At 32.1% G+C, this 24556-nt stretch carries 26 protein-coding genes and 2 tRNA genes; 15 read left to right on the top strand and 13 right to left on the bottom strand.

Features of this window, described 5'->3' with window-relative positions; translation table 11 throughout:
- The first annotated feature begins 275 nt into the window (after positions 1-275).
- The 4 genes from thrS to rplT all read left to right on the top strand — a co-directional run bounded on the left by thrS (position 276) and on the right by rplT (position 3488).
- A complete protein-coding gene (thrS, locus tag ABD690_RS08395; protein WP_344729257.1) occupies positions 276-2213 on the top strand; it encodes a threonine--tRNA ligase in 1938 nt (645 codons plus the stop codon).
- A gap of 34 nt (positions 2214-2247) precedes the next feature.
- Positions 2248-2796 carry a translation initiation factor IF-3 gene (infC, locus tag ABD690_RS08390; RefSeq protein ID WP_344729324.1) on the top strand — a complete coding sequence of 183 codons (549 nt, stop codon included), beginning with the start codon at positions 2248-2250 and terminating at the stop codon, positions 2794-2796.
- Between the two features lie 60 nt (positions 2797-2856).
- Complete coding sequence (gene rpmI / locus ABD690_RS08385) at positions 2857-3054, top strand: 50S ribosomal protein L35 (RefSeq protein ID WP_344729255.1); 198 nt, start codon at positions 2857-2859, stop codon at positions 3052-3054.
- Between the two features lie 89 nt (positions 3055-3143).
- Positions 3144-3488: a 50S ribosomal protein L20 gene (gene rplT / locus ABD690_RS08380; protein ID WP_344729253.1), complete on the top strand. Its 345-nt coding sequence runs from the start codon at positions 3144-3146 to the stop codon at positions 3486-3488.
- 71 nt (positions 3489-3559) lie between these two features.
- Here rplT and ABD690_RS08375 read toward each other — a convergent pair whose 3' ends face one another.
- From ABD690_RS08375 to tgt, 9 genes are all read right to left on the bottom strand, one after another.
- Positions 3560-4816 carry an asparagine synthetase B gene (locus tag ABD690_RS08375; protein ID WP_344729251.1) on the bottom strand — a complete coding sequence of 419 codons (1257 nt, stop codon included), beginning with the start codon at positions 4814-4816 and terminating at the stop codon, positions 3560-3562.
- Between the two features lie 51 nt (positions 4817-4867).
- Positions 4868-5605 carry a sulfotransferase-like domain-containing protein gene (locus ABD690_RS08370; protein ID WP_344729249.1) on the bottom strand — a complete coding sequence of 246 codons (738 nt, stop codon included), beginning with the start codon at positions 5603-5605 and terminating at the stop codon, positions 4868-4870.
- A complete protein-coding gene (locus tag ABD690_RS08365) occupies positions 5589-6515 on the bottom strand; it encodes an aminotransferase class IV (protein WP_344729247.1) in 927 nt (308 codons plus the stop codon). The genes ABD690_RS08370 and ABD690_RS08365 overlap by 17 nt, the downstream gene beginning before the upstream one ends.
- A gap of 44 nt (positions 6516-6559) precedes the next feature.
- On the bottom strand, positions 6560-7582 hold the full coding sequence (locus tag ABD690_RS08360; protein WP_344729245.1) for an AI-2E family transporter: 1023 nt from the start codon (positions 7580-7582) through the stop codon (positions 6560-6562).
- 51 nt (positions 7583-7633) lie between these two features.
- Positions 7634-9175 carry a replicative DNA helicase gene (dnaB, locus tag ABD690_RS08355; RefSeq protein ID WP_344729243.1) on the bottom strand — a complete coding sequence of 514 codons (1542 nt, stop codon included), beginning with the start codon at positions 9173-9175 and terminating at the stop codon, positions 7634-7636.
- A gap of 168 nt (positions 9176-9343) precedes the next feature.
- Entirely contained in the window at positions 9344-10297 is a 954-nt protein-coding gene (locus ABD690_RS08350) for an acetyl-CoA carboxylase carboxyltransferase subunit alpha (protein ID WP_344729241.1), read from the bottom strand.
- A gap of 149 nt (positions 10298-10446) precedes the next feature.
- Positions 10447-11352 carry a DMT family transporter gene (locus ABD690_RS08345; protein ID WP_344729239.1) on the bottom strand — a complete coding sequence of 302 codons (906 nt, stop codon included), beginning with the start codon at positions 11350-11352 and terminating at the stop codon, positions 10447-10449.
- The gene (locus ABD690_RS08340) at positions 11339-12415 is read right to left on the bottom strand and encodes an LptF/LptG family permease (protein WP_344729237.1); all 1077 of its coding nucleotides are present in this window, start codon (positions 12413-12415) and stop codon (positions 11339-11341) included. The genes ABD690_RS08345 and ABD690_RS08340 overlap by 14 nt, the downstream gene beginning before the upstream one ends.
- A gap of 3 nt (positions 12416-12418) precedes the next feature.
- Entirely contained in the window at positions 12419-13549 is a 1131-nt protein-coding gene (gene tgt / locus ABD690_RS08335; protein ID WP_344729235.1) for a tRNA guanosine(34) transglycosylase Tgt, read from the bottom strand.
- A 168-nt stretch (positions 13550-13717) separates the two neighbouring features.
- Between tgt and ABD690_RS08330 the strand changes: the two genes are divergently transcribed.
- From ABD690_RS08330 to ABD690_RS08315, 4 genes are read left to right on the top strand one after another with little or no spacing between them, the layout of a single operon-like run.
- Entirely contained in the window at positions 13718-14563 is an 846-nt protein-coding gene (locus tag ABD690_RS08330; protein ID WP_344729233.1) for a transketolase, read from the top strand.
- A complete protein-coding gene (locus ABD690_RS08325) occupies positions 14564-15253 on the top strand; it encodes a hypothetical protein (RefSeq protein ID WP_344729231.1) in 690 nt (229 codons plus the stop codon). It begins immediately after the preceding gene.
- A 27-nt stretch (positions 15254-15280) separates the two neighbouring features.
- Positions 15281-16234 (top strand): transketolase family protein, encoded by a 954-nt coding sequence (locus ABD690_RS08320; protein WP_344729229.1) that lies wholly within the window; start codon positions 15281-15283, stop codon positions 16232-16234.
- 47 nt (positions 16235-16281) lie between these two features.
- The gene (locus tag ABD690_RS08315) at positions 16282-16869 is read left to right on the top strand and encodes an outer membrane beta-barrel protein (RefSeq protein WP_344729227.1); all 588 of its coding nucleotides are present in this window, start codon (positions 16282-16284) and stop codon (positions 16867-16869) included.
- 55 nt (positions 16870-16924) lie between these two features.
- On the opposite strand, the gene ABD690_RS08310 is transcribed toward ABD690_RS08315, so the two are convergent.
- The gene (locus tag ABD690_RS08310) at positions 16925-17989 is read right to left on the bottom strand and encodes an FKBP-type peptidyl-prolyl cis-trans isomerase (RefSeq protein ID WP_344729225.1); all 1065 of its coding nucleotides are present in this window, start codon (positions 17987-17989) and stop codon (positions 16925-16927) included.
- A gap of 82 nt (positions 17990-18071) precedes the next feature.
- Here ABD690_RS08310 and ABD690_RS08305 point away from each other — a divergent pair, with 82 nt between their 5' ends.
- The gene (locus ABD690_RS08305) at positions 18072-18443 is read left to right on the top strand and encodes an RNA-binding S4 domain-containing protein (RefSeq protein WP_344729223.1); all 372 of its coding nucleotides are present in this window, start codon (positions 18072-18074) and stop codon (positions 18441-18443) included.
- A 44-nt stretch (positions 18444-18487) separates the two neighbouring features.
- Positions 18488-18991 (top strand): phosphoribosyltransferase family protein, encoded by a 504-nt coding sequence (locus ABD690_RS08300; RefSeq protein WP_344729221.1) that lies wholly within the window; start codon positions 18488-18490, stop codon positions 18989-18991.
- On the opposite strand, the gene ABD690_RS08295 is transcribed toward ABD690_RS08300, so the two are convergent.
- Positions 18983-19501 carry a shikimate kinase gene (locus ABD690_RS08295; protein WP_344729219.1) on the bottom strand — a complete coding sequence of 173 codons (519 nt, stop codon included), beginning with the start codon at positions 19499-19501 and terminating at the stop codon, positions 18983-18985. The two genes, ABD690_RS08300 and ABD690_RS08295, sit on opposite strands and share 9 nt — an antisense overlap.
- Before the next feature lie 195 nt (positions 19502-19696).
- Between ABD690_RS08295 and ABD690_RS08290 the strand changes: the two genes are divergently transcribed.
- The 5 genes from ABD690_RS08290 to ABD690_RS08270 all read left to right on the top strand — a co-directional run bounded on the left by ABD690_RS08290 (position 19697) and on the right by ABD690_RS08270 (position 22984).
- Positions 19697-19769 (top strand) — tRNA-Lys (locus ABD690_RS08290).
- Positions 19770-19846: 77 nt separating this feature from the next.
- A tRNA-Leu gene (locus ABD690_RS08285) sits at positions 19847-19931 on the top strand.
- A gap of 79 nt (positions 19932-20010) precedes the next feature.
- On the top strand, positions 20011-20643 hold the full coding sequence (locus ABD690_RS08280) for a Crp/Fnr family transcriptional regulator (RefSeq protein ID WP_344729217.1): 633 nt from the start codon (positions 20011-20013) through the stop codon (positions 20641-20643).
- A gap of 73 nt (positions 20644-20716) precedes the next feature.
- Positions 20717-21508, top strand: a complete 792-nt coding sequence (locus ABD690_RS08275; protein WP_344729214.1) for a sulfite exporter TauE/SafE family protein — start codon at positions 20717-20719, stop codon at positions 21506-21508.
- 66 nt (positions 21509-21574) lie between these two features.
- Complete coding sequence (locus ABD690_RS08270) at positions 21575-22984, top strand: MBL fold metallo-hydrolase (RefSeq protein ID WP_344729212.1); 1410 nt, start codon at positions 21575-21577, stop codon at positions 22982-22984.
- Positions 22985-23006: 22 nt separating this feature from the next.
- Here the strand turns inward: ABD690_RS08270 and ABD690_RS08265 are convergent, their stop codons facing one another.
- Positions 23007-23561, bottom strand: a complete 555-nt coding sequence (locus ABD690_RS08265) for a TlpA family protein disulfide reductase (RefSeq protein WP_344729210.1) — start codon at positions 23559-23561, stop codon at positions 23007-23009.
- 67 nt (positions 23562-23628) lie between these two features.
- Positions 23629-24507: an anti-sigma factor gene (locus ABD690_RS08260; RefSeq protein WP_344729208.1), complete on the bottom strand. Its 879-nt coding sequence runs from the start codon at positions 24505-24507 to the stop codon at positions 23629-23631.
- Positions 24508-24556: the final 49 nt, after the last annotated feature.

Raw genomic sequence — 24556 nt, 5'->3', positions numbered from 1 at the left:
TTTAACCTTGACCATTAAAAACCTTGTTTACAACATGTTAATGATAAAGTTTTTTTAATCCTTTTTATATAGACCATAAACTATACTCCTTAAATCAACAAAAATCTTATACTACACTTTAAATCTATACCTCTATATATAGTAAACTACAAAACTAAAATGTTATAGGATGACATAAAATAACCTCTCTATTAAACAATTTATACATATATATATATTGTAGGTATGTAATTAACCTATTATCTTTGCGTCTTTATTAATACATATAATATATAATGGTAAACATCACATTGCCTGACGGCAGTATAAAATCGTTTGAAGGAGCTACATCTCCTATAGAGGTCGCTAAAAGTATTAGCGAAGGTTTAGCTAGAAATGTTATTTCAGCAAAATTTAATGATACAATAGTAGAAACAACAACTCCTTTAACGACCGATGGCGCTTTAACTTTATATACATGGAATGATGATGAAGGAAAGAAAGCTTTTTGGCACTCATCTGCTCATATCCTTGCACAAGCTATAGAATCACTTTATCCAGATGCAAAGTTATGGGTTGGTCCTGCAATTGAAAACGGCTTTTATTATGATATTGATTTAGGAGATGATGTAATCTCTGAAAAAGATTTTAAACGTATCGAGGATAAAATGCTAGAAATAGCTAGAGGGAAACATGATTTTAATATGCGTTCGGTTTCTAAAGAAGAAGCTCTTACATATTATAAAGGTAAAAATGACTATAAAGTTGATTTAATAGAGAACCTTGAAGATGGCACTATTACATTTTGCGATCATGATACTTTTACTGATTTATGTAGAGGCGGACACATTCCTAATACAGGTATTGTAAAAGCTGTAAAAATATTAAGTGTTGCTGGAGCTTATTGGAAAGGTAACGAAAATAACAAACAACTTACTCGTGTTTATGGTATTTCATTTCCAAAACAGAAAGAATTAACCCAATACCTAGAATTACTAGAAGAAGCAAAAAAACGTGACCATAGAAAACTTGGTAAAGAACTTGAATTATTTACTTTCTCTCAAAAGGTAGGTCAAGGTCTTCCGTTATGGTTACCAAAAGGAGCTGCTTTAAGAGAACGTTTAGAAAGTTTTTTAAAAACTGCACAAAAAAAAGCAGGTTATGAAATGGTTGTAACACCTCATATTGGACAAAAAGAACTTTATGTTACTTCCGGACACTACGCAAAGTATGGTGAAGATAGTTTTCAACCTATTCATACACCTAAAGAAGGAGAAGAGTTCCTTTTAAAACCAATGAACTGCCCGCACCATTGTGAAATTTATAACAACAGCCAATGGTCATATAAAGATTTACCAAAACGCTATGCCGAATTTGGTACAGTATATAGATATGAACAAAGTGGTGAACTACATGGATTAACTCGTGTAAGAGGCTTCACTCAAGATGATGCTCATATATTTTGTACACCAGATCAATTAGATAAAGAGTTTAAAGATGTTATTGATTTAGTACTTTATGTTTTTGGCTCTCTAGGATTTGAAAACTTCACAGCTCAAGTATCATTGCGTGATCCTGAAAACCCAGACAAATATATAGGTAGTCTAGAAAACTGGGAAAAAGCAGAACAAGCAATTATAAGTGCTGCAAAAGATAAAAACCTTAACTATGTAATTGAAACAGGTGAAGCAGCCTTTTACGGACCTAAATTAGATTTTATGGTAAAAGATGCTTTAGGTAGACAATGGCAACTTGGTACTATTCAAGTTGACTACAATTTACCAGAGCGTTTTGACCTAACCTATAAAGGTAGTGATAATGAACTTCACAGACCAGTAATGATTCATAGAGCGCCTTTTGGAAGTATGGAACGCTTTATCGCAATTTTACTAGAACACACTGGAGGAAATTTCCCACTTTGGTTAATGCCTGAACAAGTTATCGTGCTATCTATTAGTGAGAAATATGAAAAATACGCGAAAAAAGTTTTAAATTTGTTAGAAAATAACGAAATTCGCGCCCTAATTGACAATAGAAACGAAACTATGGGTAAAAAGATTCGGGAAGCCGAAATGAAAAAAATCCCATATATGATTATTGTCGGAGAAAACGAAGAACAAGAAGATAAAGTATCTGTTCGTCAGCACGGTGGAGAAGATCTTGGCATGATTAGTGTACAAGAATTCACAAACATTGTAAACGAAGAAGTAAAAAAATCTTTAAAACAATTTTAATAAGAAAAATAAGTTTAACTAAAATTTTATAGCCATAGCAATACGTAGAAGAAAACAAACCTCTAGAAGAGTCATTAAAGAGGATCAACACAGAATAAACTCTAAAATTAGAGTAGAAAAAGTCAGATTAGTAGGTGACAATGTAGAAGTTGGTATTTACCCAACCAAGCAAGCATTATCTATAGCAGATGAACAAGGATTAGATCTTGTGGAAATTTCTCCTAAAGCTGATCCTCCTGTATGTAAAGTTATGGACTACAAAAAGTTTCTTTATGAACAAAAGAAACGAGAAAAAGCTTTAAAAGCAAAAGCTAGTAAAGTTGTGGTTAAAGAAATTCGTTTTGGTCCTCAAACCGATGATCATGATTACGAATTTAAAAAGAAACACGCCGAGAAGTTTTTAAAAGATGGTGCAAAGTTAAAAGCATTTGTATTTTTTAAAGGACGCTCAATAGTGTTTAAAGAGCAAGGTCAAATTTTATTATTACGTTTAGCTCAAGATTTAGAAGAAATTGGTAAAGTAGAACAAATGCCAAAACTTGAAGGAAAACGAATGACAATGTTTATTGCTCCTAAAAAATAAATGAAACCTGAAAACCAGGTATACAATAATAAGCGAAATTAATAAACTAGGAAGAACAAGATGCCTAAAATGAAAACTAAATCTAGTGCCAAAAAACGTTTTAAGTTAACAGGTACTGGTAAGATTAAAAGAAAGCATGCGTTTAAAAGTCACATCTTAACAAAGAAGTCTAAAAAACGTAAGCTTGCATTAACTCATAGTACAACAGTACATGAGCATGATGAAAATAGTATCAAAGAACAATTACGTTTAAAGTAATTACGTTCGGTTAAAATTAATTACAAACCCTGGAGTTAGGCTCAATAAAGTATCGGTAACGATCGCCTACTACAAAAAAATTTAAAATTATGCCAAGATCAGTAAATTCTGTAGCAAAAAGAGCCCGAAGAAAAAAGGTTCTTAAACAAGCAAAAGGTTACTTTGGACGTCGTAAAAACGTTTGGACAGTAGCAAAAAATGCGGTTGATAAAGCGATGCAATACTCGTATAGAGACCGTAGAAACAAAAAGAGAACATTCCGTGCTTTATGGATTCAACGTATTAACGCTGGAGCTAGACAACATGGTATGTCTTATTCAAAGTTTATGGGTGCATTAAAAGCTAACAATATCGAATTAAACCGTAAGGTTTTAGCAGATTTAGCTATGAACAACCCTGAAGCTTTTGAAGCCATAGTAAACAAAGTAAAATAAGGCGTTTCGCCTATTGTATAACATATTTCGCTTATAAAAAATCCGACTCTTTCGAGTCGGATTTTTTTATTTTATGTTTTTTGCTTTTTCTTTTTTGCAGCAGGAAACAAAACATTATTAAGTATAAGGCGATATCCTGGTGATGTAGGATGTAGATCTAATTCTGTTCTTGGGTCTCCTACTCTATGTGTATAATCTTCTGGATCATGTCCTCCATAAAAAGTAAAAAAGCCTTTTCCTTTTATTCCGTGTATATATCTAGCCTCGCCATTTGTTTTGTTTTCTCCCATAACAAGCACGTTACTTTTTATTTCATCTCGTGTAAACGCCGTTGTTTGCCCCATAAACCCTTTTACTAAAGCTGTATGATTTTGGCATAACATTGTAGGAACAGGATCCCATTTTGCTGAAAAATCCATTAAAGTAAAATAATCTGTCTCTTTAGGAATTTGACGTTTCTGTGTCATATCAATAGAAGAAAACTCATAAACATTTGGGTTTCTTTCTAACGTATAATTTTTAAAAGCAAAAGTATGACTATAATCTATCTTACTTTGATAGTTTGGGCTACTTGCATCACCATCAAACATAGGTTCGCAAATATCAACACCATCTGCAGATAATGCAATATCAAAACTATCTGTTGCACTACACATAGCAAACATAAAACCACCTCCTATAACATAATCTCGTATTTTTTTTGCTACGTCAAGTTTTTCTAGAGACACTTTACTATAGCCTAATTTGGAGGCCAAAGCTTCTGCTTCCTTTTTTTCTTCTATATACCAAGCTGCTGTTTTATAATTTCTATAAAACTTACCATATTGTCCTGTAAAATCTTCATGATGTAAATGCAACCAATCATAAAGTAATAACGCATCATTTAGCACTTCTTCATCGTAAACAGTTTCATACGGTATTTCTGCATACGTTAATACCATAGTTACTGCATCATCCCAAGGCAGTTTTCCTTTTGGTGTATAAACAGCTATTTTAGGAGCTTTTTCTAAAACGACTGCTTCCATGTTTTTGCTAGGACTGCTTATTTCCTGAAGAATAGATTCGGTTTTAGAATCTGAAATAACTTCAAATGACACACCTCTAATCTGACATTCTCTTTGTATGTCTTCTGTATCTGGAAGTAAAAATGAACCGCCACGGTAATTAAGCAGCCACTTTACTTTTAATTGTTTTTCTAATGTCCAATAGGTAATTCCATACGCTTTCAAGTGGTTTTTTTGAGATTCGGCATCCATAGGAATAAGTATGTAAGATGCAAAACTGGGTAATGAAATTAATAAGAGTAATAATATAAGGGTCTTTTTCATAGTTGAAAGATACTCAAATTTTGTGCCTTTGATTTATGCTTTTAAACAATTTTAACCTATTGCATAAGGCAATAATCTGTTATAGTGAGGTAAACACTCTTGCAGTAATGGCTTTAAATATTCAGGAAATGGTTCAGTTTTGGGTTTATACTTTGAAAATCCTGTAGATTTATGTACATTATCATACCAATATTTTGCCCATATACCATCTTCTGGTCTTGCTCCTGCTTGCCATTGTAACATAGAATCATAAAATTGTATTTGCGCTTTTTCACATAATTTTCTTAATGTATTATCAGGATTTAATAACAATTTAGTAGAATCTAAAACTATAGGTGTAATTGCTTCCTTTTCAAAAAAATCTAACAAATTGCTATGATCTGCATAACCTATATCTTGAATTGTTGGGTTTGTAATAACTTTTGCAAAAGAAGGAATCATCTCTTTTGGGTGCCTTGTTAAGATAACATTTACTACATTTTTCATGAAATCACGGTTTAAATCTAATAAATGATGTGTCATGTTTTTAAAAAACAATATAGGCTTTCTGTCTTCATGCATCATTTTGTTTACTACATTTTCACCGTTATTGTCTAATGAATCTAAAATATCTTTTGCTCCAGGGTGATATTCTTTTGCTTTGGTATTTTTTAAATAATAACCATATAATGGTTCATCAAACACCAAAGTATCCTCTCGCTGGGCAAATGAATACATTAAAGCTGTTGAAATATTTCTAGGGCCAGACCACAGGCAAATTCTTGTGATGTTGTTATTTTTTGAGTTCATTATTTACACTTGCAATAATTAAATCTTGATATAAACCGCTTACTTTTCTAGTAAAATCACCATAAGATTTTGTACCAATGGTTCTTCCATCAATTTTTGTTACTGGAGTTAATCCGCCAAAAGTTCCTGTTACAAAAGCCTCATCGGCACCATAAACATCAAATAGTGAAAAGTTCTTTTGCTTACACACAATATTATTTTGTTTACAAACCTCTATCACCTTTGCTCTGGTAATACCATTCATACAATATTGACCTGTTGAAGTCCAAACTTCATTATTTTTAACAATAAAAAAATTAGTAGCATTACATGTAGAAACAAAACCGTTGACATCAAGCATTAATGCTTCGTCTGCTCCTGCTTCAATTGCTTGAATTAATGCTTGTACTTCGTGAAGCTTACTATGGCAGTTTAGCCTTGGATCTAAATAATCTGGAGAACCACGTCTGATAGTACTTGTAAAAAGTGTGATACCTTTTTCTTTACTTTCTTCTGATGCTTTTTTGTATTCTGGAATTATAACAACATTAGGCCCCGAAATAGTAAGCCTTGGGTCTTGTGAAGGTGTTTTTTTTATTCCTCTAGTAATCATAATACGCACATGAACATCATCATGCATATTATTATTTTGCAGTGTTTTTTTTATGTTTTGTACTAGCTCTTCTTTAGAAAAACCAAATGTCATGCCTACAGTTGCCGCGGATTCCCATAATCGGTTAAGGTGATCTTCTAGAAAAACTAGCACTCCTTTGTGAAGCCTTAAAGCTTCCCAAATGCCATCTCCTACTAAATAGCCACTGTCAAAAACAGAAATTTTGGCATCATTACGAGAAAAAAATTCCCCGTTTATGTAAATTTTAATATCATTATTACGCGCATCATCTAGCGCGTTATGGGTACCATGAACCATATCTTAATTAAGGTTTATAAATAAAACCGTAAGATACTTAAATTTTAGTTCTGGTTTGCAGAGAGTAATTTAGAAATTACTTTAGTATTAGGGAACTGTTCTAAAATTATTTTAACAAATACGGTAATAGGAATTGCCATAATTAAACCTGGAACACCCCAAATGTATCCCCATAGCATAAGCATAACTAAAACGGTGATAACATTTAAAGAAAAAGATTTCCCCATAAATATAGGCTCTAAAATAGATCCAAATAACACTTGAACTCCAGTAATTGACATAATAAAGAAGAATAATGTACTTGTAGGATCAAGCTCTATAATAGCAAAAACAGATAGCATCACTACAGTAATTATAGATCCAACCATTTGAACAAAATTTATCACAAAAGCGAACAATCCCCAAAAAATAGGAAAGCTTACATCAAAAAATAAGCAAGCTAAACCTGTTCCTATTCCTGTTGCTAGACTTACTAGAAATTTTACTTTAATAAATTTTATAAGATCTTTTTCTATTTTTCTGAAGGTTTTAACCGACGCATGTTTTCCTTTAAGTATTGTACTATTTAATACTTTTTGAAAGTTTATAGACTCTGCCAACCATAAGACAACAAAAAAAGCGGTCATTAAAATTGCCGTTAAAAATTTCCTGATAAAATCAAAAGTTGACCCTATATTATCTTTATGAATAACTTGAGATAATATATTTTTATCTGTGTCAATTTTTACTCCAAAATTATCTTGAAGTGATTTTGAAATAATCTCAAATTTTTCTTCAGCCTTAACAAAAAATTCAGAATCTGAACCTAAAATTTGTTTACTAGATAGCTCTATTAATTCAAAACCAACTTTAAGACCTCCAATAATTAGCAAAATAACAATAAGAATACTTACTGGTTTTGGTACTTTCTTTTTCCCTAACCAACGCATTAATGGTAAAAACAATAATGCTATAAACATTGAAAAAACTAATGGTACAAATATAAAAGACAGTTGTTTTAGTAAGTAAAACACTAAAGGTATAACTATTACTAGTAGTAATATATTTGTGGTTCTTCTTTGGTCCATAAACTAGATTAAGTACTTAAAAATATTTGGGAGTATATTTTTTAATTAAAACTAAAAAGGTACATCATTATCATCTGGCATTTCAGGAGCATCAAAAGCGTCTGAAGCCGATGGGAAATTACTTGACTTGAATGTATCGTCATTTGCAGCTGCATTCATTTTAGAATGAAACTCATTATCAAATGGTGAATCAAAATCATCAAGGTTGTCAAACTTACCTAAATGCCCTAAGAATTTAAGGCGAATGTTTTCAAGACCACCATTACGGTGTTTTGCAATAATAAACTCGGCTTGACCCTCTGTAGGAGAACGCTCTTCATCATCCCATTCATCAATTTTATAGTATTCTGGTCTATAAATAAATGATACAATATCTGCGTCCTGCTCAATAGCTCCAGATTCACGTAAATCTGAAAGTAAAGGTCTTTTACTACCACCACGTGTTTCTACCGCACGAGATAACTGTGATAAAGCTATAACAGGAACATTTAATTCTTTTGCTAATGCCTTTAAGTTTCTGGAAATCATAGAAATTTCCTGTTCACGGTTACCGCCATGACTATTACCTCCTGTCATTAACTGCAAGTAGTCTATCATGATAAGCTTTATGCCATGTTGTGATGATAAACGTCTGGCTTTTGCTCTTAAGTCAAAAATAGAAAGTGATGGTGTATCATCAATAAATAAAGGTGCTTTTTCTAAATCTTTTACTTTTACATTAAGTTGCTCCCATTCATGCTTTTCTAGTTTCCCTGTACGCAACTTTTCAGAAGATAATCCTGTTTCACTAGATATTAAACGCGTAATAAGCTGTACAGACGCCATCTCTAACGAGAAAAATGCTACAGGCATATTTTGATCTACAGCTATATTTCTTGCCATAGATAAGGTTAAGGCTGTTTTACCCATACCAGGACGAGCAGCAACAATAATTAAATCTGATGGTTGCCAACCTGATGTTAACTTATCTAATTTTGTAAATCCTGTTGGAATACCACTCAAGCCTTCTTTGTTAGATATTTCTTCAATTTTCTTTTTGGCTTGAATAACTAACTCTTGAGCTGTTTCACTAGATTTTTTTATGTTACCTTGTGTAACTTCGTATAGTTTTGATTCGGCTTTGTCTAATAAATCAAATACATCTTTTGTTTCATCGTAAGAGTCTTCAATAATTTCATTTGAAATTTTAATAAGACTTCGCTGAATATATTTTTGTAAAATAATACGTGCATGAAACTCAATATGCGCTGAAGACGATACCTTTTGCGTTAAAGAAATAAGGTAAAAATCACCACCTGCTAAATCTAACTTTCCGTTTTTCTTTAATTGGCTAGAAACGGTTAATAAGTCAATAGGTTCACTATTTTCAAACAATTGAAAAATGGCTTCAAATATATACTTGTGCGCATCTTTATAAAAAGCATCTGTGTTTAAAATATCAATAACCTCATCAACACCTTTTTTATCAATCATCATAGCGCCAATCACAACCTCCTCTAAATCAATTGCTTGAGGTGGTATTTTCCCTTTTTCTAAAGCGATAATTTTATTTTTATCTACTTGGTATCCCTGTATTTGGTTTGGTTGTTTCATTGTCACGAAAGTAAATAAAACAATGTTTACTTTTTACTTTTTTTAATGGTTCATTGTTAACCGTAAGTTAACAATCTAACTGTTAATAACTTAATTTTATTGTTAATAAGCATAAAAAAACTGAAGGTTATCCTTCAGTTTTTTATTAGAGTTGTTTGTTTAAAAGGATTACCCTTTATAAACTCCCATTTCAGTATATTTCTCCATACGTGTATTTACTAAATCTTTTGGTGATAAGTTTTTTAATTCATCGTAAGATTTAATAATTGCATCACGAACTGCTTTAAATGTAGTTTCTCTATCACTATGAGCGCCACCAAGTGGTTCTTTGATAATATCATCAATTACTTTGATACGCTTACTGTCTTTTGCGGTAAGTTTTAATGCATCTGCAGCTAGTTCTTTATGCTCCCAACTTCTCCAAAGTATAGAGGAACAGTTTTCAGGAGATATTACAGAAAACCAAGCGTTTTCTAACATTAAAAACTTATCACCTACACCAATACCTAAAGCTCCACCAGAGGCTCCTTCTCCTATTACAATACATATAACTGGTACTTGTAACCTAGACATTTCCAAAATGTTTCTAGCTATGGCTTCTCCTTGTCCACGTTCTTCAGCTTCTAACCCGGGATATGCACCAGGTGTATCAATGAAAGTTACTACAGGAACTCCAAATTTTTCAGCCGATTTCATTAAGCGTAGTGCTTTTCTATATCCTTCAGGATTTGCCATACCAAAATTTCTGTATTGTCTTGTTTTGGTATTATAGCCTTTTTGTTGCCCTATAAACATAAAGGTTTGGTCACCTATTTTTCCTAAACCGCCAATCATGGCTTTATCATCTTTTACATTTCTATCTCCATGAAGCTCTAAAAAAGAATCTCCACAAAGTGCTTTTATGTAATCTAATGTATATGGTCTATTAGGATGACGTGATAATTGTACACGCTGCCAAGGTGTTAGGTTTTTATATATTTCCTTTTTTGTTGCTTGAAGTTTTTTCTCTATTTGCTTACAAGTTTCAGATACATCAACATCACTCTCTTCTCCAATAACTTGACATTTTGTTAATTGTTCTTCAAGTTCTTTTATAGGTAATTCAAATTCTAAATATTCCATCGGAATTGATAGTTTTTAATTTCAGTTAGCTCACAAAATTACATATTTTATTTCGTTTAGAATTTAGTTTCAAATTGAAAAAAAATATAATTTCTAAAAAGGTTATTAACATTCTCTACTTAAGGTGGTAAATATAAAAACTTTATAAACTAATTAGCCATAAGCTTTTCGTTTTTCATTTTATTCATGTTTTTTATTATACCATTCATTAACACAACACCAATAATAATAAAGGCTCCCACATAAAAAGATGTACTCATATGTTCCTCTTCAGGAAAGATTATTAAAGCTAATATGATACCATAAATTGGCTCTAAATTATAAGTAAGCACTACGGTATAAGGACTAATATGTTTCATGACATGAACAGAAGCAATAAATGCATAAGCGGTACAAATAGATGCTAAAATGAATAGATATGAAAAATCAGATATGCTTAATGAAAAGAAATTTTCTGGGATTCCTGAATTCATTACACCTATAAATAATGTTATAAAAATGACTCCGTATATAAACTCATAAAACGATATAACTGTTGCTGTGTGAGTTTGCAAAAACTTGCCATTTAACACAGAAAATAACGATGATAAAAAGGCAGAAACGATACCTAAAATGATTCCGTATAAATAGTGTATTTCACTTTGGGTTATGATGAAAACTCCTATTATAACAATAATTCCAAAAATGATTTCATAAGGGATAATTTTGCGTTTATATATAATAGGTTCTATTATAGAGGCAAAAAAAGCTCCTGTAGAAAACATGGATAAAGCAATAGATATATTTGCTGCTTTTATTGAGCCAAAAAACGTAATCCAATGCAAAGCAATAATTATACCTGCTATTGCAAATTTAAGTAGTGTTTGTTTGGTTACTTTTATATTTATTTTGGAAAACACAATGTAAAGTCCCATCAAGATGGTAGCCATGAGCATTCTAAACCATACCAATGAAACAGCTTCTATAGATATTAATTCTCCTAAAATTGCAGTAAATCCGGCAATAAAAACTAATAAATGAAGATGTAAGTAGTTCTTAAACTTATCGTTTTGCATTGTATAAAAGATATATGGCTAATATACCAAATATAACATTTGGAAACCATACAGCAACCAACGGAGAAAAGTCTGACTGTGAAGCCATAACACCAAATATTTTATCAAAAAACACAAAAACCATAGCAATACAGATACCAAAGGCTAAATTTACACCCATTCCACCACGACGTTTTATAGATGATACTGCCACCGCTATAATGGTTAAAATAAAAACAGATACAGGCAAACTCCACTTTCTGTATTTTACCAGCTTATACCTTCCTATATTTGATGACCCTCTTTTCTCTTCTTTCTTTATAAACTTATTTAGTTCATTATAAGATAATGTTTCTGCAATATATTCTACAGGTGTTAAATCCTCTAAATCAAAAGGAAAAATGGTATCTTTTCTTCTTGTCATCTCTAAAATATCGTCGCGTTCTCCAACTTTTCGTTTTACATAAGATAGTAACCTATATGTAGAATCTTTCTCATTATATCTTATGGTATTGGCACTTATTTTATAAACCATTTTATTGTTTTCAAAATGTTCTATAGTAAAGTTTGTACCTCGCTTTTGTTTTATATCAAAATTACTTACATAAATATAATCGTTATCATTTATTTGTCTGTAAACGTTTTTTGTATCTACAGCAGTTTGACCTTTCTTTAAATATTTATAAGTAAAATCATTAAAACCTTTACTTGCTTCTGGAGCTAAATACATACCTAAAGCTAATGCTAATAAGGATACTATAAAAGCACCTATTAGGTAGGGTCTTAAAAACCTTGTGAATGACACACCAGAACTTAAAAAAGCAACTATTTCTGTATTGTTAGCTAACTTTGAGGTAAACCATATAACTGAAAGAAATAAGAATAAAGGAAATAGCAAATGAGCAAAGTAGATTGTAAAATCTAGAAAATACAATAAAACCGCATCAAGAGGCGCATTGTTTTCTAGTATTTTTCCTATTTTTTCTGCTAAATGAACTGTAATTCCTATAGGTATAAACAGTAGAAGCATTACAAAAAATGTAAACAAGTAACGCTTAAGTATGTACCAATCTAATATTTTCACAGTTTATAAACGCTTATCCATTTGTTTTACCATCATATCTTTCCAGGTTCTAAAATCTCCTGCTAATATATGCTTTCTTGCTTCTCTAACCAACCATAAATAAAACCCTAAATTATGAATGGTTGCTATTTGTGCACCTAAACGTTCGTTTACACTAAATAAGTGTCTTAAGTAGGCTTTAGTATAATCTGTATCAACATAGGTAATTCCCATATCATCTATAGGAGAAAAATCTGCTTCCCACTTTTTATTTTTGATATTAATTGTACCATGAGCAGTAAACAGCATACCATTTCTAGCATTTCTAGTTGGCATAACACAATCAAACATATCTACACCCAGTGCTATATTCTCTAAAATATTAATTGGTGTACCAACACCCATTAAATATCTTGGCTTATCTTCAGGTAAAATCTCACACACAACATCTGTCATGGCATACATTTCTTCTGCAGGTTCTCCTACTGATAAACCTCCTATAGCATTACCTACAGCGCCAGCATTTGCAATATACTCGGCAGATTGTTTTCTTAAGTCTTTGTATGTACTTCCTTGAACTATAGGAAAAAAGGCCTGACTGTAGCCATACTTAAATGGTACTTTTTCTAAATGGTTAATACATCTATCTAGCCATCTATGCGTCATATGCATAGATCTTTTCGCATAGTTATAATCACAAGGATATGGTGTACATTCATCAAAAGCCATGATAATATCAGCGCCTATTGTTCGCTGAATTTCCATAACATTTTCTGGTGTAAATGTATGATAACTACCATCTATATGCGATTTAAACTTAACACCTTCTTCTTTAATTTTTCTATTGGCCGAAAGTGAATATACTTGGTAACCACCCGAATCAGTAAGTATATTTCTATCCCAATTCATAAACTTATGCAAACCACCAGCTTTTTCTAAAATAGTTGTTTGTGGTCGTAAGTATAAATGGTAGGTATTACCTAAAATAATATCTGGGTTGATATCATTTTTAAGTTCTCGTTGGTGCACACCTTTTACTGAAGCCACTGTACCTACAGGCATAAATATTGGTGTTTCTATAACACCATGATCTGTGGTAATTACACCAGCTCTAGCTTTTGATTGTTGATCTTTTCCTTTTAATTCAAATGTCATATCCTAAAGTCATCAGTTGGCAAATATAATTAACAAAACGTGATGAACTTCTTAATAAAAACAAAATTGTTAGCAAATGCATGATTTTAGTTAATAAAAGCCTCTTAACTCTTTCCTTAAATATATATAAAGCACTATTTTTGCAACGGAAAAATTAACAACTTTAAAATGCCAAACACACAACAACTAGAAGATTTAACTACTCAAATACGTAGAGATATTTTACGTATGGTACACAAAGTAAACTCTGGACATCCTGGAGGTTCTTTAGGCTGCGCTGAATTTTTTGTAGCGCTTTACAACGAAATCATGACCACAAACGACACATTTGATATGGATGGAATTGGTGAAGATATTTTCTTTCTATCAAACGGTCATATTTCACCAGTTTATTATAGCGTATTAGCTAGAGCAGGCTATTTCCCTGTTGAAGAGCTAAACACTTTTAGAATTATAAACTCTCGTTTACAAGGACACCCAACTACTCATGAAGGTCTTCCAGGAATAAGAATTGCTTCTGGATCATTAGGTCAAGGAATGTCTGTAGCACTTGGTGCTGCACAAGCAAAAAAACTAAATAACGATTCTCATTTAGTATATAGCTTACATGGTGATGGCGAATTACAAGAAGGTCAAAACTGGGAAGCTATTATGTATGCTGCTGCCAAAAAAGTAGATAACATTATTGCTACTATAGACTTAAACGGACAACAGATTGATGGTTCTACAGACGATGTATTACCAATGGGAAGTGTAAAAGGTAAATTTGAAGCTTTTGGTTGGACTGTTGTAGAAATAGAAGAAGGAAATAACATTGAAGCTATTTTAAAAGGAATGGCTGATGCTAAATCTAAAACTGGACAAGGAAAACCTGTTTGCGTATTACTAAAAACAGTAATGGGTAATGGTGTAGATTTTATGATGCATACTCATGCTTGGCATGGTAAAGCACCTAATGACGAACAATTAGCTATTGGATTAGAACAAAACCCTGAAACTTTGGGAGATTATTAAATGACAAGAATACTTTTAATAGTATTAGCTTTTTTAGCCATAAACTCCTCTTACTCTCAAGATTTGGAGAGGAATTATCATTTTGATTTAGTCACTATTTCAAACGTTAAAGATTACTCACATGGGTTTATGGGAAAAGTTATTGATTTTATAAACCAAAAAGATTCGACTTACAATCTTTTTATTAAAGTTAATGGCTTAAATAATGAAGCAACATTAAATGATCGAAAAAAGAAACAGATTATCAAATTTGATGTGGATGAAGATTTTGATTACAAAACTATCGATGATCTTAATAAATTAAGTAACTCTAAATTATTTACAGTAGTTGTACACAGTAAACATAAATCATATAAAAATTCTACTGAAGATTTTGAATATGAATTAGATTCCATCAACAACAAGACAATTGTTCATTTAACCCGTTTTAAAAACAAAAAAAGAAAGAAGATTATTTCTGAGCATTATCATTTTTTAAGTGTTAATAATATTTATGATGGTACAAGTAGTTCTAATTATAAAAACTATATTTTAGAAAATCATAGTTTAAGAATTGCTGATAATCAAGAATTAGAAAAAATATTACACTTGAAAGATGGTAAAATATGGCTTGAAACTCAATATATATCTAAAAAGATAGTTGATTTCAATTTTAAATTTAAAATTGATGAAGTCTATCCTAAAAGATAAAACAACACAACATAATCATATTAAACAATGAAAACATACACAAATACAGGAAGTAAAGATACGCGTTCAGGCTTTGGAGCAGGATTAACAGAGTTAGGAAAAACTAACGAGAATGTCGTTGCTCTTTGTGCCGACTTAATTGGCTCTCTTAAAATGGACGAATTTAAAGCCAATCATCCAGAACGTTTTTTTCAAGTAGGAATTGCAGAAGCTAATATGATAGGTCTTGCAGCTGGTTTAACAGTAGGCGGTAAAATTCCTTTTACAGGAACCTTTGCTAACTTTTCTACTGGTCGTGTTTATGACCAAATTCGCCAAAGCGTTGCTTACTCTGATAAAAATGTAAAGATTTGTGCTTCACACGCTGGTTTAACTCTAGGTGAAGATGGAGCTACTCATCAAATACTAGAAGATATAGGCTTAATGAAAATGCTACCTGGTATGACTGTTATAAATCCATGTGATTACAATCAAACCAAAGCTGCTACAATTGCTATAGCAAAACATCATGGTCCTGTATACCTACGTTTTGGAAGACCTAAAGTTGCAAATTTCACTCCTGAAGATCAAACATTTGAGATAGGTAAAGCTATTCAACTTACTGAAGGTACCGATGTAACTATTGTTGCTACTGGACATTTGGTATGGGAAGCTTTAGAAGCATCAAAAGCATTACATGAACAAGGTATCTCTGCAGAGGTTATAAATATACATACTATAAAACCTCTTGATGAAAAAGCCATTATTGATTCTGTTTCTAAAACAGGGTGCATTGTAACTGCTGAAGAGCATAACTACCTTGGCGGTTTAGGAGAAAGTGTAGCAAGAACTTTAGCTACTCACAAACCAACTCCGCAAGAGTTTATAGCTACCAATGATACATTTGGAGAATCTGGCACTCCTGCTCAACTAATGGAGAAGTATGGTTTAAATAGCGATGCTATTGTAAAAGCCTGCCAAACTGTTATAAAAAGAAAATAATTACTTTAATTATTCGTTTTATAAATATCAATTTAAAACGATTAATTATGAAAAAAGTCCTCATTAGCGCTATCGCAATCCTATTAACTACAATAGGATTGCAAGCGCAAAATGCCAATGGTTTTGGCTTTAAAGCTGGTTTAAACTATAACGGCAATGGCAATTACTACGAATCTGCAATAAGTAATGCCGAACATCCTGACAGAAACATAGGTTATCATTTTGGTATCTTTGGAAAAATTGGTAAAAATGTATTTTTTAGACCAGAATTAGTCTTTACAAATACCAAAAGTGATTACGTAAATAACAGTTTTACTATGCAAAAACTTGATGCTCCTCTATTGGTTGGTGTCAATTTCTTAAAACTATTTAATGCTTTTGTTGGTCCTTCCTTTCAATATATTATAGCTTCTGATTTTGAAAATAGAGTTTTAATATCTGATGTAAAAAATGACTTTACTGTTGGTCTAAACTTCGGAATTGGCGTTAGCTTTAACCGCATAGGTATAGATTTACGCTATGAGCGAGGTTTTAGTAATAATGAAGCCACTTTTATCAGTAATAATGGCATAGGTATAAGTAGATTAGATACTAGGCAGGAACAGCTTATTTTGGGCGTTTCATTAATTTTATAATAAAAAAAAGCCACTTATATAAACAAGTGGCTTTTTTTTTACTTTAAATATATTATTAGTTCACAGAACTATCTAAATAATCTGGAGTTCCATCATTGTTAGAATCTGTCAAAACTACCGTGTTAAGTGTTATTATAGTGCCATCATTACTCTCTACAATACTAACAAAATACTCATTTGCTTCAGCATTGTTGTCAAAGTAAGTTTGAGCATCTGCTTGAGATGCAAAAGGAGTCATAGTCTCATCTTCAGTATAAGACTTCACTTCTACTTCATCAATAGTTAAAACACCATCTCCATCATCATCGTTATCAATAAAATTTGCTACTAAATCGCCATCAGTATCATCAGTATAGGCATCATCATCTGCATTTAAATCTTCTAAATATGATGGTACTCCATCAAAATCATAATCTGTATGCACAGATCCTTTTAATCCAATTTTAAAGATTAAAGATGAATATGCCGGTATTGTTGTTGTTGGAGAAGAAAAATATCCTAATCCTGAAGGAATAAATATAGCGCCTATTCCAAACCCTCTATATGCATCTGTTCCGTCTCCGTTATCTGATACTTCTGTAGCTGTTTTAAACTCTGTTAACCCTTGTCTAAAACCATCAATTACACCTGTTGTTGTTGTACTTACAGTTGTTAAGTTTAAAAGTGTTGGGTTAGCTGTGCTATCAAACACATATCCATCTGTAAGTCTTGAACCTTCATAATCTAAAAAGGCTTGGTCTGTTGGATATAATTCCTTGCCTTGCCCTTCTCGAACTTTAAGATAGTATAGTCTATACGCTATTTCGTCACTATAAGAAAAGGCAACTTTATAACCTACTTGATCTATCAAAGGTGTTTTGTCACTATTATCTCCTGCTATAGTATCAAATACAATTTCAAAATCATCATTAGCTACACCGTAAGGATCAGAAAAATCGAAGTCTTCATAATTATAAAAGTGTGTTTGTAAATACTCTTCTATTTTTGCAATATCTTCGTTATAAACTTCTGTTCTATCTCTATCTGGCACTGTGTAATAGGTTTCATCATCGTCATTATTACAAGATATAACAATAGTTATTATAGAAAGCGTTGCTAACGTTAGTTTTCTTAAATTCATTTTTGCTTATTTTTGAGCCGGCAAGATACAATATAAAAATAGTTTTGCACAAAAAGATTAACGTAGTTTTTACAATTATTATATGCGAATAGACAAGTATTTATGGTGTGTTAGGTATTTTAAAACCAGAAGTCTGGCTACTGCAGCTTGCAAAAAAGGTCACATAAAAGTAAATGGTGATTCAGTAAAGCCTAGTAGAGAGGTTTTTCCTACTGACACTATTGAAGTTAGAAAAGATCAAATCAACTACAAACTTACTGTTAATGATATTCCTCCTAATCGTGTTGGCGCAAAACTGGTAGATATTTATCGTATTGACACAACTCCAAAAGAAGCTTTTGATGCTCAAGAGTTACTAAAATACTCAAAAGATTATTACCGCAAAAAAGGAACTGGTAGACCCACCAAAAAAGACCGAAGAGATATTGATGATTTTTACGATGAAAATGAATAAGTATTAAATTTCTCCTGTATCTTTGAATTAAATCTATTATCACAATGAGTGCTACAAAAAATATTATCTTAAATCACGAAGAAATAACTCACAAAATAAGACGCATTGCTTATCAAATATATGAAAGTAACGTTAATGAAAAGGAAGTTATTCTTGCCGGAATAGATAGTAACGGTTATATTTTAGCTAAAAAACTGAAGCTAATGTTATCAAAAATTTCTGACATAAAGCCCATTCTTTGTAAAGTAGAAATTGATAAAAAGAATCCTAGAAACATTATTAAAACCTCTATTGCTCCTAGTGATTACGAAGGCAAATCTGTTGTACTAATAGATGATGTTTTAAACTCTGGAACAACCCTAATTTATGGTGTAAAACATTTTCTAGAAGTTCCTTTAAAACAATTTAAAACCGCTGTTTTAGTTAATAGAAACCATAAAAAATATCCTGTTAAAGCTGATTTTAAAGGTCTTTCTTTATCAACATCTCTACATGAGCATATAGATGTTGTGCTAGAAGGAAAAACCTTTGAAGCATATTTAGAATAACATCATAACTAACTTTTCTAAAATTGTTTTTTGATCTTTATTAGCATCTATAACAACTTCTGATTTATTATAAAAAACAGTTCGCTCAAACAAATGTTTCCCTACAAACTCTTGCATTTCTTCTAACGAGTTTATGTGAGATATTAAAGGTCTTGACGCTTTACCTATCAATAATCTATCTGCAAGTTCTTTAACAGATACATTTAGGTATACAGTTTTATAGCTTGTGTTATTAAACAGTAGCTTTTCATTATTTATAAAGCAAGGTGTACCGCCACCTAAAGATAAAACCATAGGTCCATCTGCTTGTAATAACTCTTTTAAATAAAAATGTTCTTGCTTTCTAAAATACACTTCACCTTTAGTTTTAAAAATGTCGTGTATGGTTTGTTTTTCTTTTTCTTCTATATAACTATCTAAATCTACAAAAGGAATATTAACAAGCAAGCCTAGCGCTTTTCCTATGGTAGATTTTCCAGAACCCATATATCCTATTAGTATAATTTTCATAACAATTACTTCATTTAAGCAGTGCACAAATAAAAATAAAGCTACAATTAAAAAAAAATTTTTATCGCTATAAATTGATTATTAAAAGGATAGCCGTCTGATTAAAAAAAAATTAAAAAATTATTAAAAAAAAGTATTGTTTAATTGAATAAAGCTCTTATATTTGCACCCGCAAACGCAAACAAAGCCTTGCAAGACCGGGTAGCTCAGTTGGTAGAGCATCTCCCTTTTAAGGAGAGGGTCCTGGGTTCGAGCCCCAGCCCGGTCACAAAAAACCTTGTTAATTTTAACAAGGTTTTTTTTTGCCTAAAATTATATTAAACTCTACTTTTAGCAATTATAAAAGCGCACGTGGCGGAATTGGTAGACGCGCTGGCTTGAGGGGCCAGTATCCGTTTAGGATGTGGAAGTTCGAATCTTCTCGTGCGCACTTTTTTATTTTATATCTTTTTCCACGAATACTTCTATTATTTTACAATCATACCTATGGAAAATAGTATATTCGTTTCATGATTGAGAAGCTACAAGAAAACTACGGTCATCTTTTAGAAAAAGATTTAATATCTGAACTAAACCAAGTTGGTATTTACAAAAAAATTCCTGAAAATTTTCAGCTTATTGAAATTGGTCAATATATCAAAAGTATGCCTTTACTTATATCTGGTGCTATTAAGATATTGCGAGAAGACCATGACGGAAATGAACTTCTACTCTACTTTCTTGAAAAAGGAGACACATGCGCCATGACACTCACATGCTGTTTAGGACAAACTAAAAGCGAAATAAGAGCCATTTCTGAAAATGAAACCGAACTTATTATGATTCCTATTGAAAAAATGGAGTTGTGGTCTGCTAAGTATAAGAGCTGGAGAAACTTTGTGTTTAAAAGCTACCATGATAGGCTCAACGAAATGCTAGAAACTATTGATAACATTGCTTTTTTAAAAATGGATGCCCGACTTCTTAAATATCTTAATGATAAATCAAAAATTAATAACAGCAATACAATACACAATACACATCAAGAAATAGCCTATGAGCTAAACACTTCTCGTGTTGTTATTTCAAGACTATTAAAAAAACTTGAAACCCTCAATAAAATAGAACTACATCGTAACCATATAATTTTAAAAGAACTTTAAGCTTTGTAACATAAGTTACTTTTTATGTGCTAACTCGTATTTACCTTTGCTTAAAAATTAACAATAACACCAAATGAGTTTAATTGACATTTTAGGATATGTAGGCGCCTTAATTATAGGAATTGTTCTAGGACTTATTGGCGGCGGTGGTTCTATATTAACAGTGCCTTTAATGGTTTATTTACTAGGATTTAACCCAGTTGTTGCTACAGCCTATTCTCTTTTTGTTGTTGGGTCATCGTCTATTATTGGTGTTTTTCAAAAGCATAGAAAGCAATTAGTTGATTTTAAAACAGGATTTGCATTCTCGTTTCCATCGTTTTTAGCAGTTTATATCTCTAGACGCTATTTTCTTCCTCTTATTCCTGAAAATCTTTTTGAAGTTAATGGATTAGTGCTAACAAAAAATATGGCTATTATGATATTCTTTGCCATAGTTATGTTCTTTGCATCTATATCAATGATAAAAGGAAGAAAAGAGATTGAGACACCAATAACCAAACAATCATATTACAAAACGTTTATTCAAGGATTAGTTATAGGAACCATAACCGGGCTTATAGGAGCCGGTGGCGGCTTTTTATATGTTCCTGCACTAGTACTTTGGGCTGGATTACCTATGAAAAAAGCCGTAGGCACATCTCTTGTAATTATAGCTATAAACTCACTGATTGGTTTTTTAGGCGATGTACACCACTCTGAAATGCATTGGGGTTTCCTACTAACATTTTCATTAACAACCGTAATAGGAATCCTTATAGGTGGTTATTACTCAAAATATGTATCTAACAAAAAACTTAAAAAAAGTTTTGGATGGTTTATCATGATTATGGCCATCTATATTTTAATAAAAGAGATTATTTAAAAATCACAATACATATAGTATTTTTGTATTGTTAAGATTGATGTTGAAGTTAAAAAAAGTAAGATTATGAAAATTGAACAAATATACACAGGTTGTTTAGCTCAAGGCGCTTATTATATTGAAAGTAATGGAGAAGTTGCTATTATTGATCCATTAAGAGAAGTAGAACCTTACATTAAAAAAGCTGAAAAAGCTAACGCAAAAATCACCTATATTTTTGAAACGCATTTTCACGCTGATTTTGTTAGCGGACACGTAACACTTTCTAAAAAAACCGGAGCTCCTATTGTTTACGGCCCCATGGCAAACCCCGCTTTTGATGCAATTATAGCAAACGATGGACAAGAATTTAAATTAGGCAACATAACCATAAAAGCCATTCATACACCTGGCCATACTATGGAAAGTACCTGCTATTTACTTATTGATGAAAATGGTAAAGACTATGCGCTTTTCAGTGGAGATACGCTATTTTTAGGTGATGTAGGACGTCCAGATTTAGCTCAAAAAGCCGCTGACATGACACAAGAAGAATTAGCAGGCACACTTTATGAAAGCTTAAGAAATAAAGTAATGACACTAGCTGATGATGTGATTGTGTATCCAGCTCACGGTGCTGGCTCTGCTTGTGGTAAAAATTTAAGCAAAGAAACCGTTGGCTCAATTGGAGAACAAAAAAAGACCAATTACGCCCTTAGAGAGAACATGACAAAAGATGAATTCATTCAGGAAGTCACTGACGGTTTACTGCCACCGCCTCAATATTTCCCGCTTAATGTAAAAATGAACAAAGAAGGTTACGATGACATAGATGATGTTTTAGAGCGCGGTACTAGAGCTTTAAGCCCTGATGAGTTTGAAGCTATAGCAAATGATTCTGGAGCCATTGTACTTGATGTTAGACATCAAAAAGATTTTGTAAAAGGACATATTCCTAGATCTATTTTTATTGGTATAGATGGTGGGTTTGCTCCTTGGGTTGGTGCTTTAATAGCCGATGTTCAGCAACCTATTTTATTAGTTACACCAGAAGGTCGTGAAGAAGAAACCGTTACAAGGTTATCTCGCGTTGGTTTTGACAACACTTTAGGTTATCTAAACGGCAGTTTTGATGCTTGGGAAAAAGCAGGAAAAGATATTGATACAATCGAATCTATTTCTGCAGAAACATTTAAAGAAGCTCTTAATAATGATATTCCTGTTTTTGATGTAAGAAAACAAGGTGAATACCTTTCTTCTCACATTAAAGATGCACATTTAACGCCTTTAGATTTTTTAAACGATCATTTAGCCGAATTCCCTAAAAATGATACTTTTTATGTGCACTGCGCTGGCGGATATAGAAGCGTTATTGCTGCTTCAATTTTAAAAAGTCGTGGTATCCATAATTTAATAGATGTAGCTGGAGGATTTGGTGCTATAAAAAAAGTTGGAATCCCGGTTACTGATGAAGTTTGTCCTTCTACTTTAAAATAAAATAAGCCTAGTTGTCTATAAATTAATCTAAAAGTAATTTATCTATTGTTGATGTAATTGCTTTACTATTCCAATTTGCGGCACCAGTCTTATCAACCACTACCATTCCTTTTTTGTCTATTAAAAATGTTCTGGGTATAGAACTCACTTGAAACACACTAGGAATGGTAGTTTTTGGTTGAAATGTTGGAATCTGATATTGATGCTTTCTTAAAAATTTTGTTGTAGTATCTACTGACTCATTAGAAACAAACAAAAACACTACTTCATCTTTATAATCTTCATATAACGCATCTAGACTTGGCATTTCAGCAATACATGGCGGACACCAAGTAGCCCAAAAGTTTACAACAACCACTTTGTTTTTAGCATCATTAAAATTATATATTGCTCCCGTGGCATCCAGCAACTCCCAGTCATAATTATTTACAGAAGCTCTTTCAGAAACTTCAGTTACAGATGGACTAATCATTGCTAATCCTTTGTTTAAAAAAACTTGAATGGGCTTTCGCGTTTGAGGAACTATTAATAATAGAATAACAATTATTAATATAATATTACTTGTTTTTAATTTCATTTTTTAAAATATTAAAGCACAACCACCAGTAAGGTGATCATGCTCTAAAACTAACAAAAATTTACTTTTATCTAGTCACCATTCCTGTTGGAAGTGAATTTAAATTTTGCATAAAATTATGTGTTGATGGTGCTGTTTCCATTCCTGCTGTTCCTAATAATGGTTTTATAGAAAATGGTGCTGGAGAATTATCAGGAACTGGTTCTACTGAAATAACCACCGTTCTGTTTCTTATATCTAAAGGAAACGTCTCTCCCATTGGTGCATTTATAAAGAAATCTTCTCCTGGTATTGGAGGTCCAGCTTGTAATGTTTCACTAAATGGCGCACTATCATCTGCCATATTAAATACGTTAAATCGTCCTGTTGTTAATGGCCCTGAATCGCCAACAACCCAACCTTCATAAGCCCAACCATCTGGAAGCTCTGGCAAATTAAAATTAGAAACTGGAGGCATTCCTGGTGTTCCAAACCAGACACCATACTGATCGTTACCATTATTTGTACCTGTTTCATCTGTTGGAGTTCTTAAAAAGAAAGCTCCTGCTGCGCTAGAAAAATCTCCTACAATACCAGAATTAACATTTGCAGTATCTCCTGAAAAATCACCAACTAAAATTTTTGTATCTGCTGGTGCTGGATCTAAATCTATTGCTGGCTCTATGGACAACACAAAAGTTGTAGCTGCATTTAATTGCGCGGTGTTTACTGAAAACGTTTGTGGAAAAGTTACACTTGAAAATGTACCTGTTGATACAGGTTCTCCATCTACAATTATCCAGCCCTCATAAACAAAATCGTCACCTAAAGTTTCTAGTCCGTTTAAGTTTAAAGTTAAATCTGATGTTTGTGCTCCTGGTAATAAAACTAAAGTATCGTCGTCGCTACTACAAGATGTTATTAAGGTTGATAGCGCTACAACTGAAAAAATCATTTTTTTAATCATTGCTTTTATTTTTTAAAGTTCTTTATCAAAAGTATTTTAAAGCAACAAC

The sequence above is a fragment of the Corallibacter vietnamensis genome (assembly GCF_039537875.1).
Taxonomy (GTDB): Bacteria; Bacteroidota; Bacteroidia; order Flavobacteriales; family Flavobacteriaceae; genus Corallibacter; species Corallibacter vietnamensis.
The sequence above is the reverse complement of the archived record's forward strand: the minus strand, read 5'-3'. Positions and strand labels throughout refer to the sequence as shown.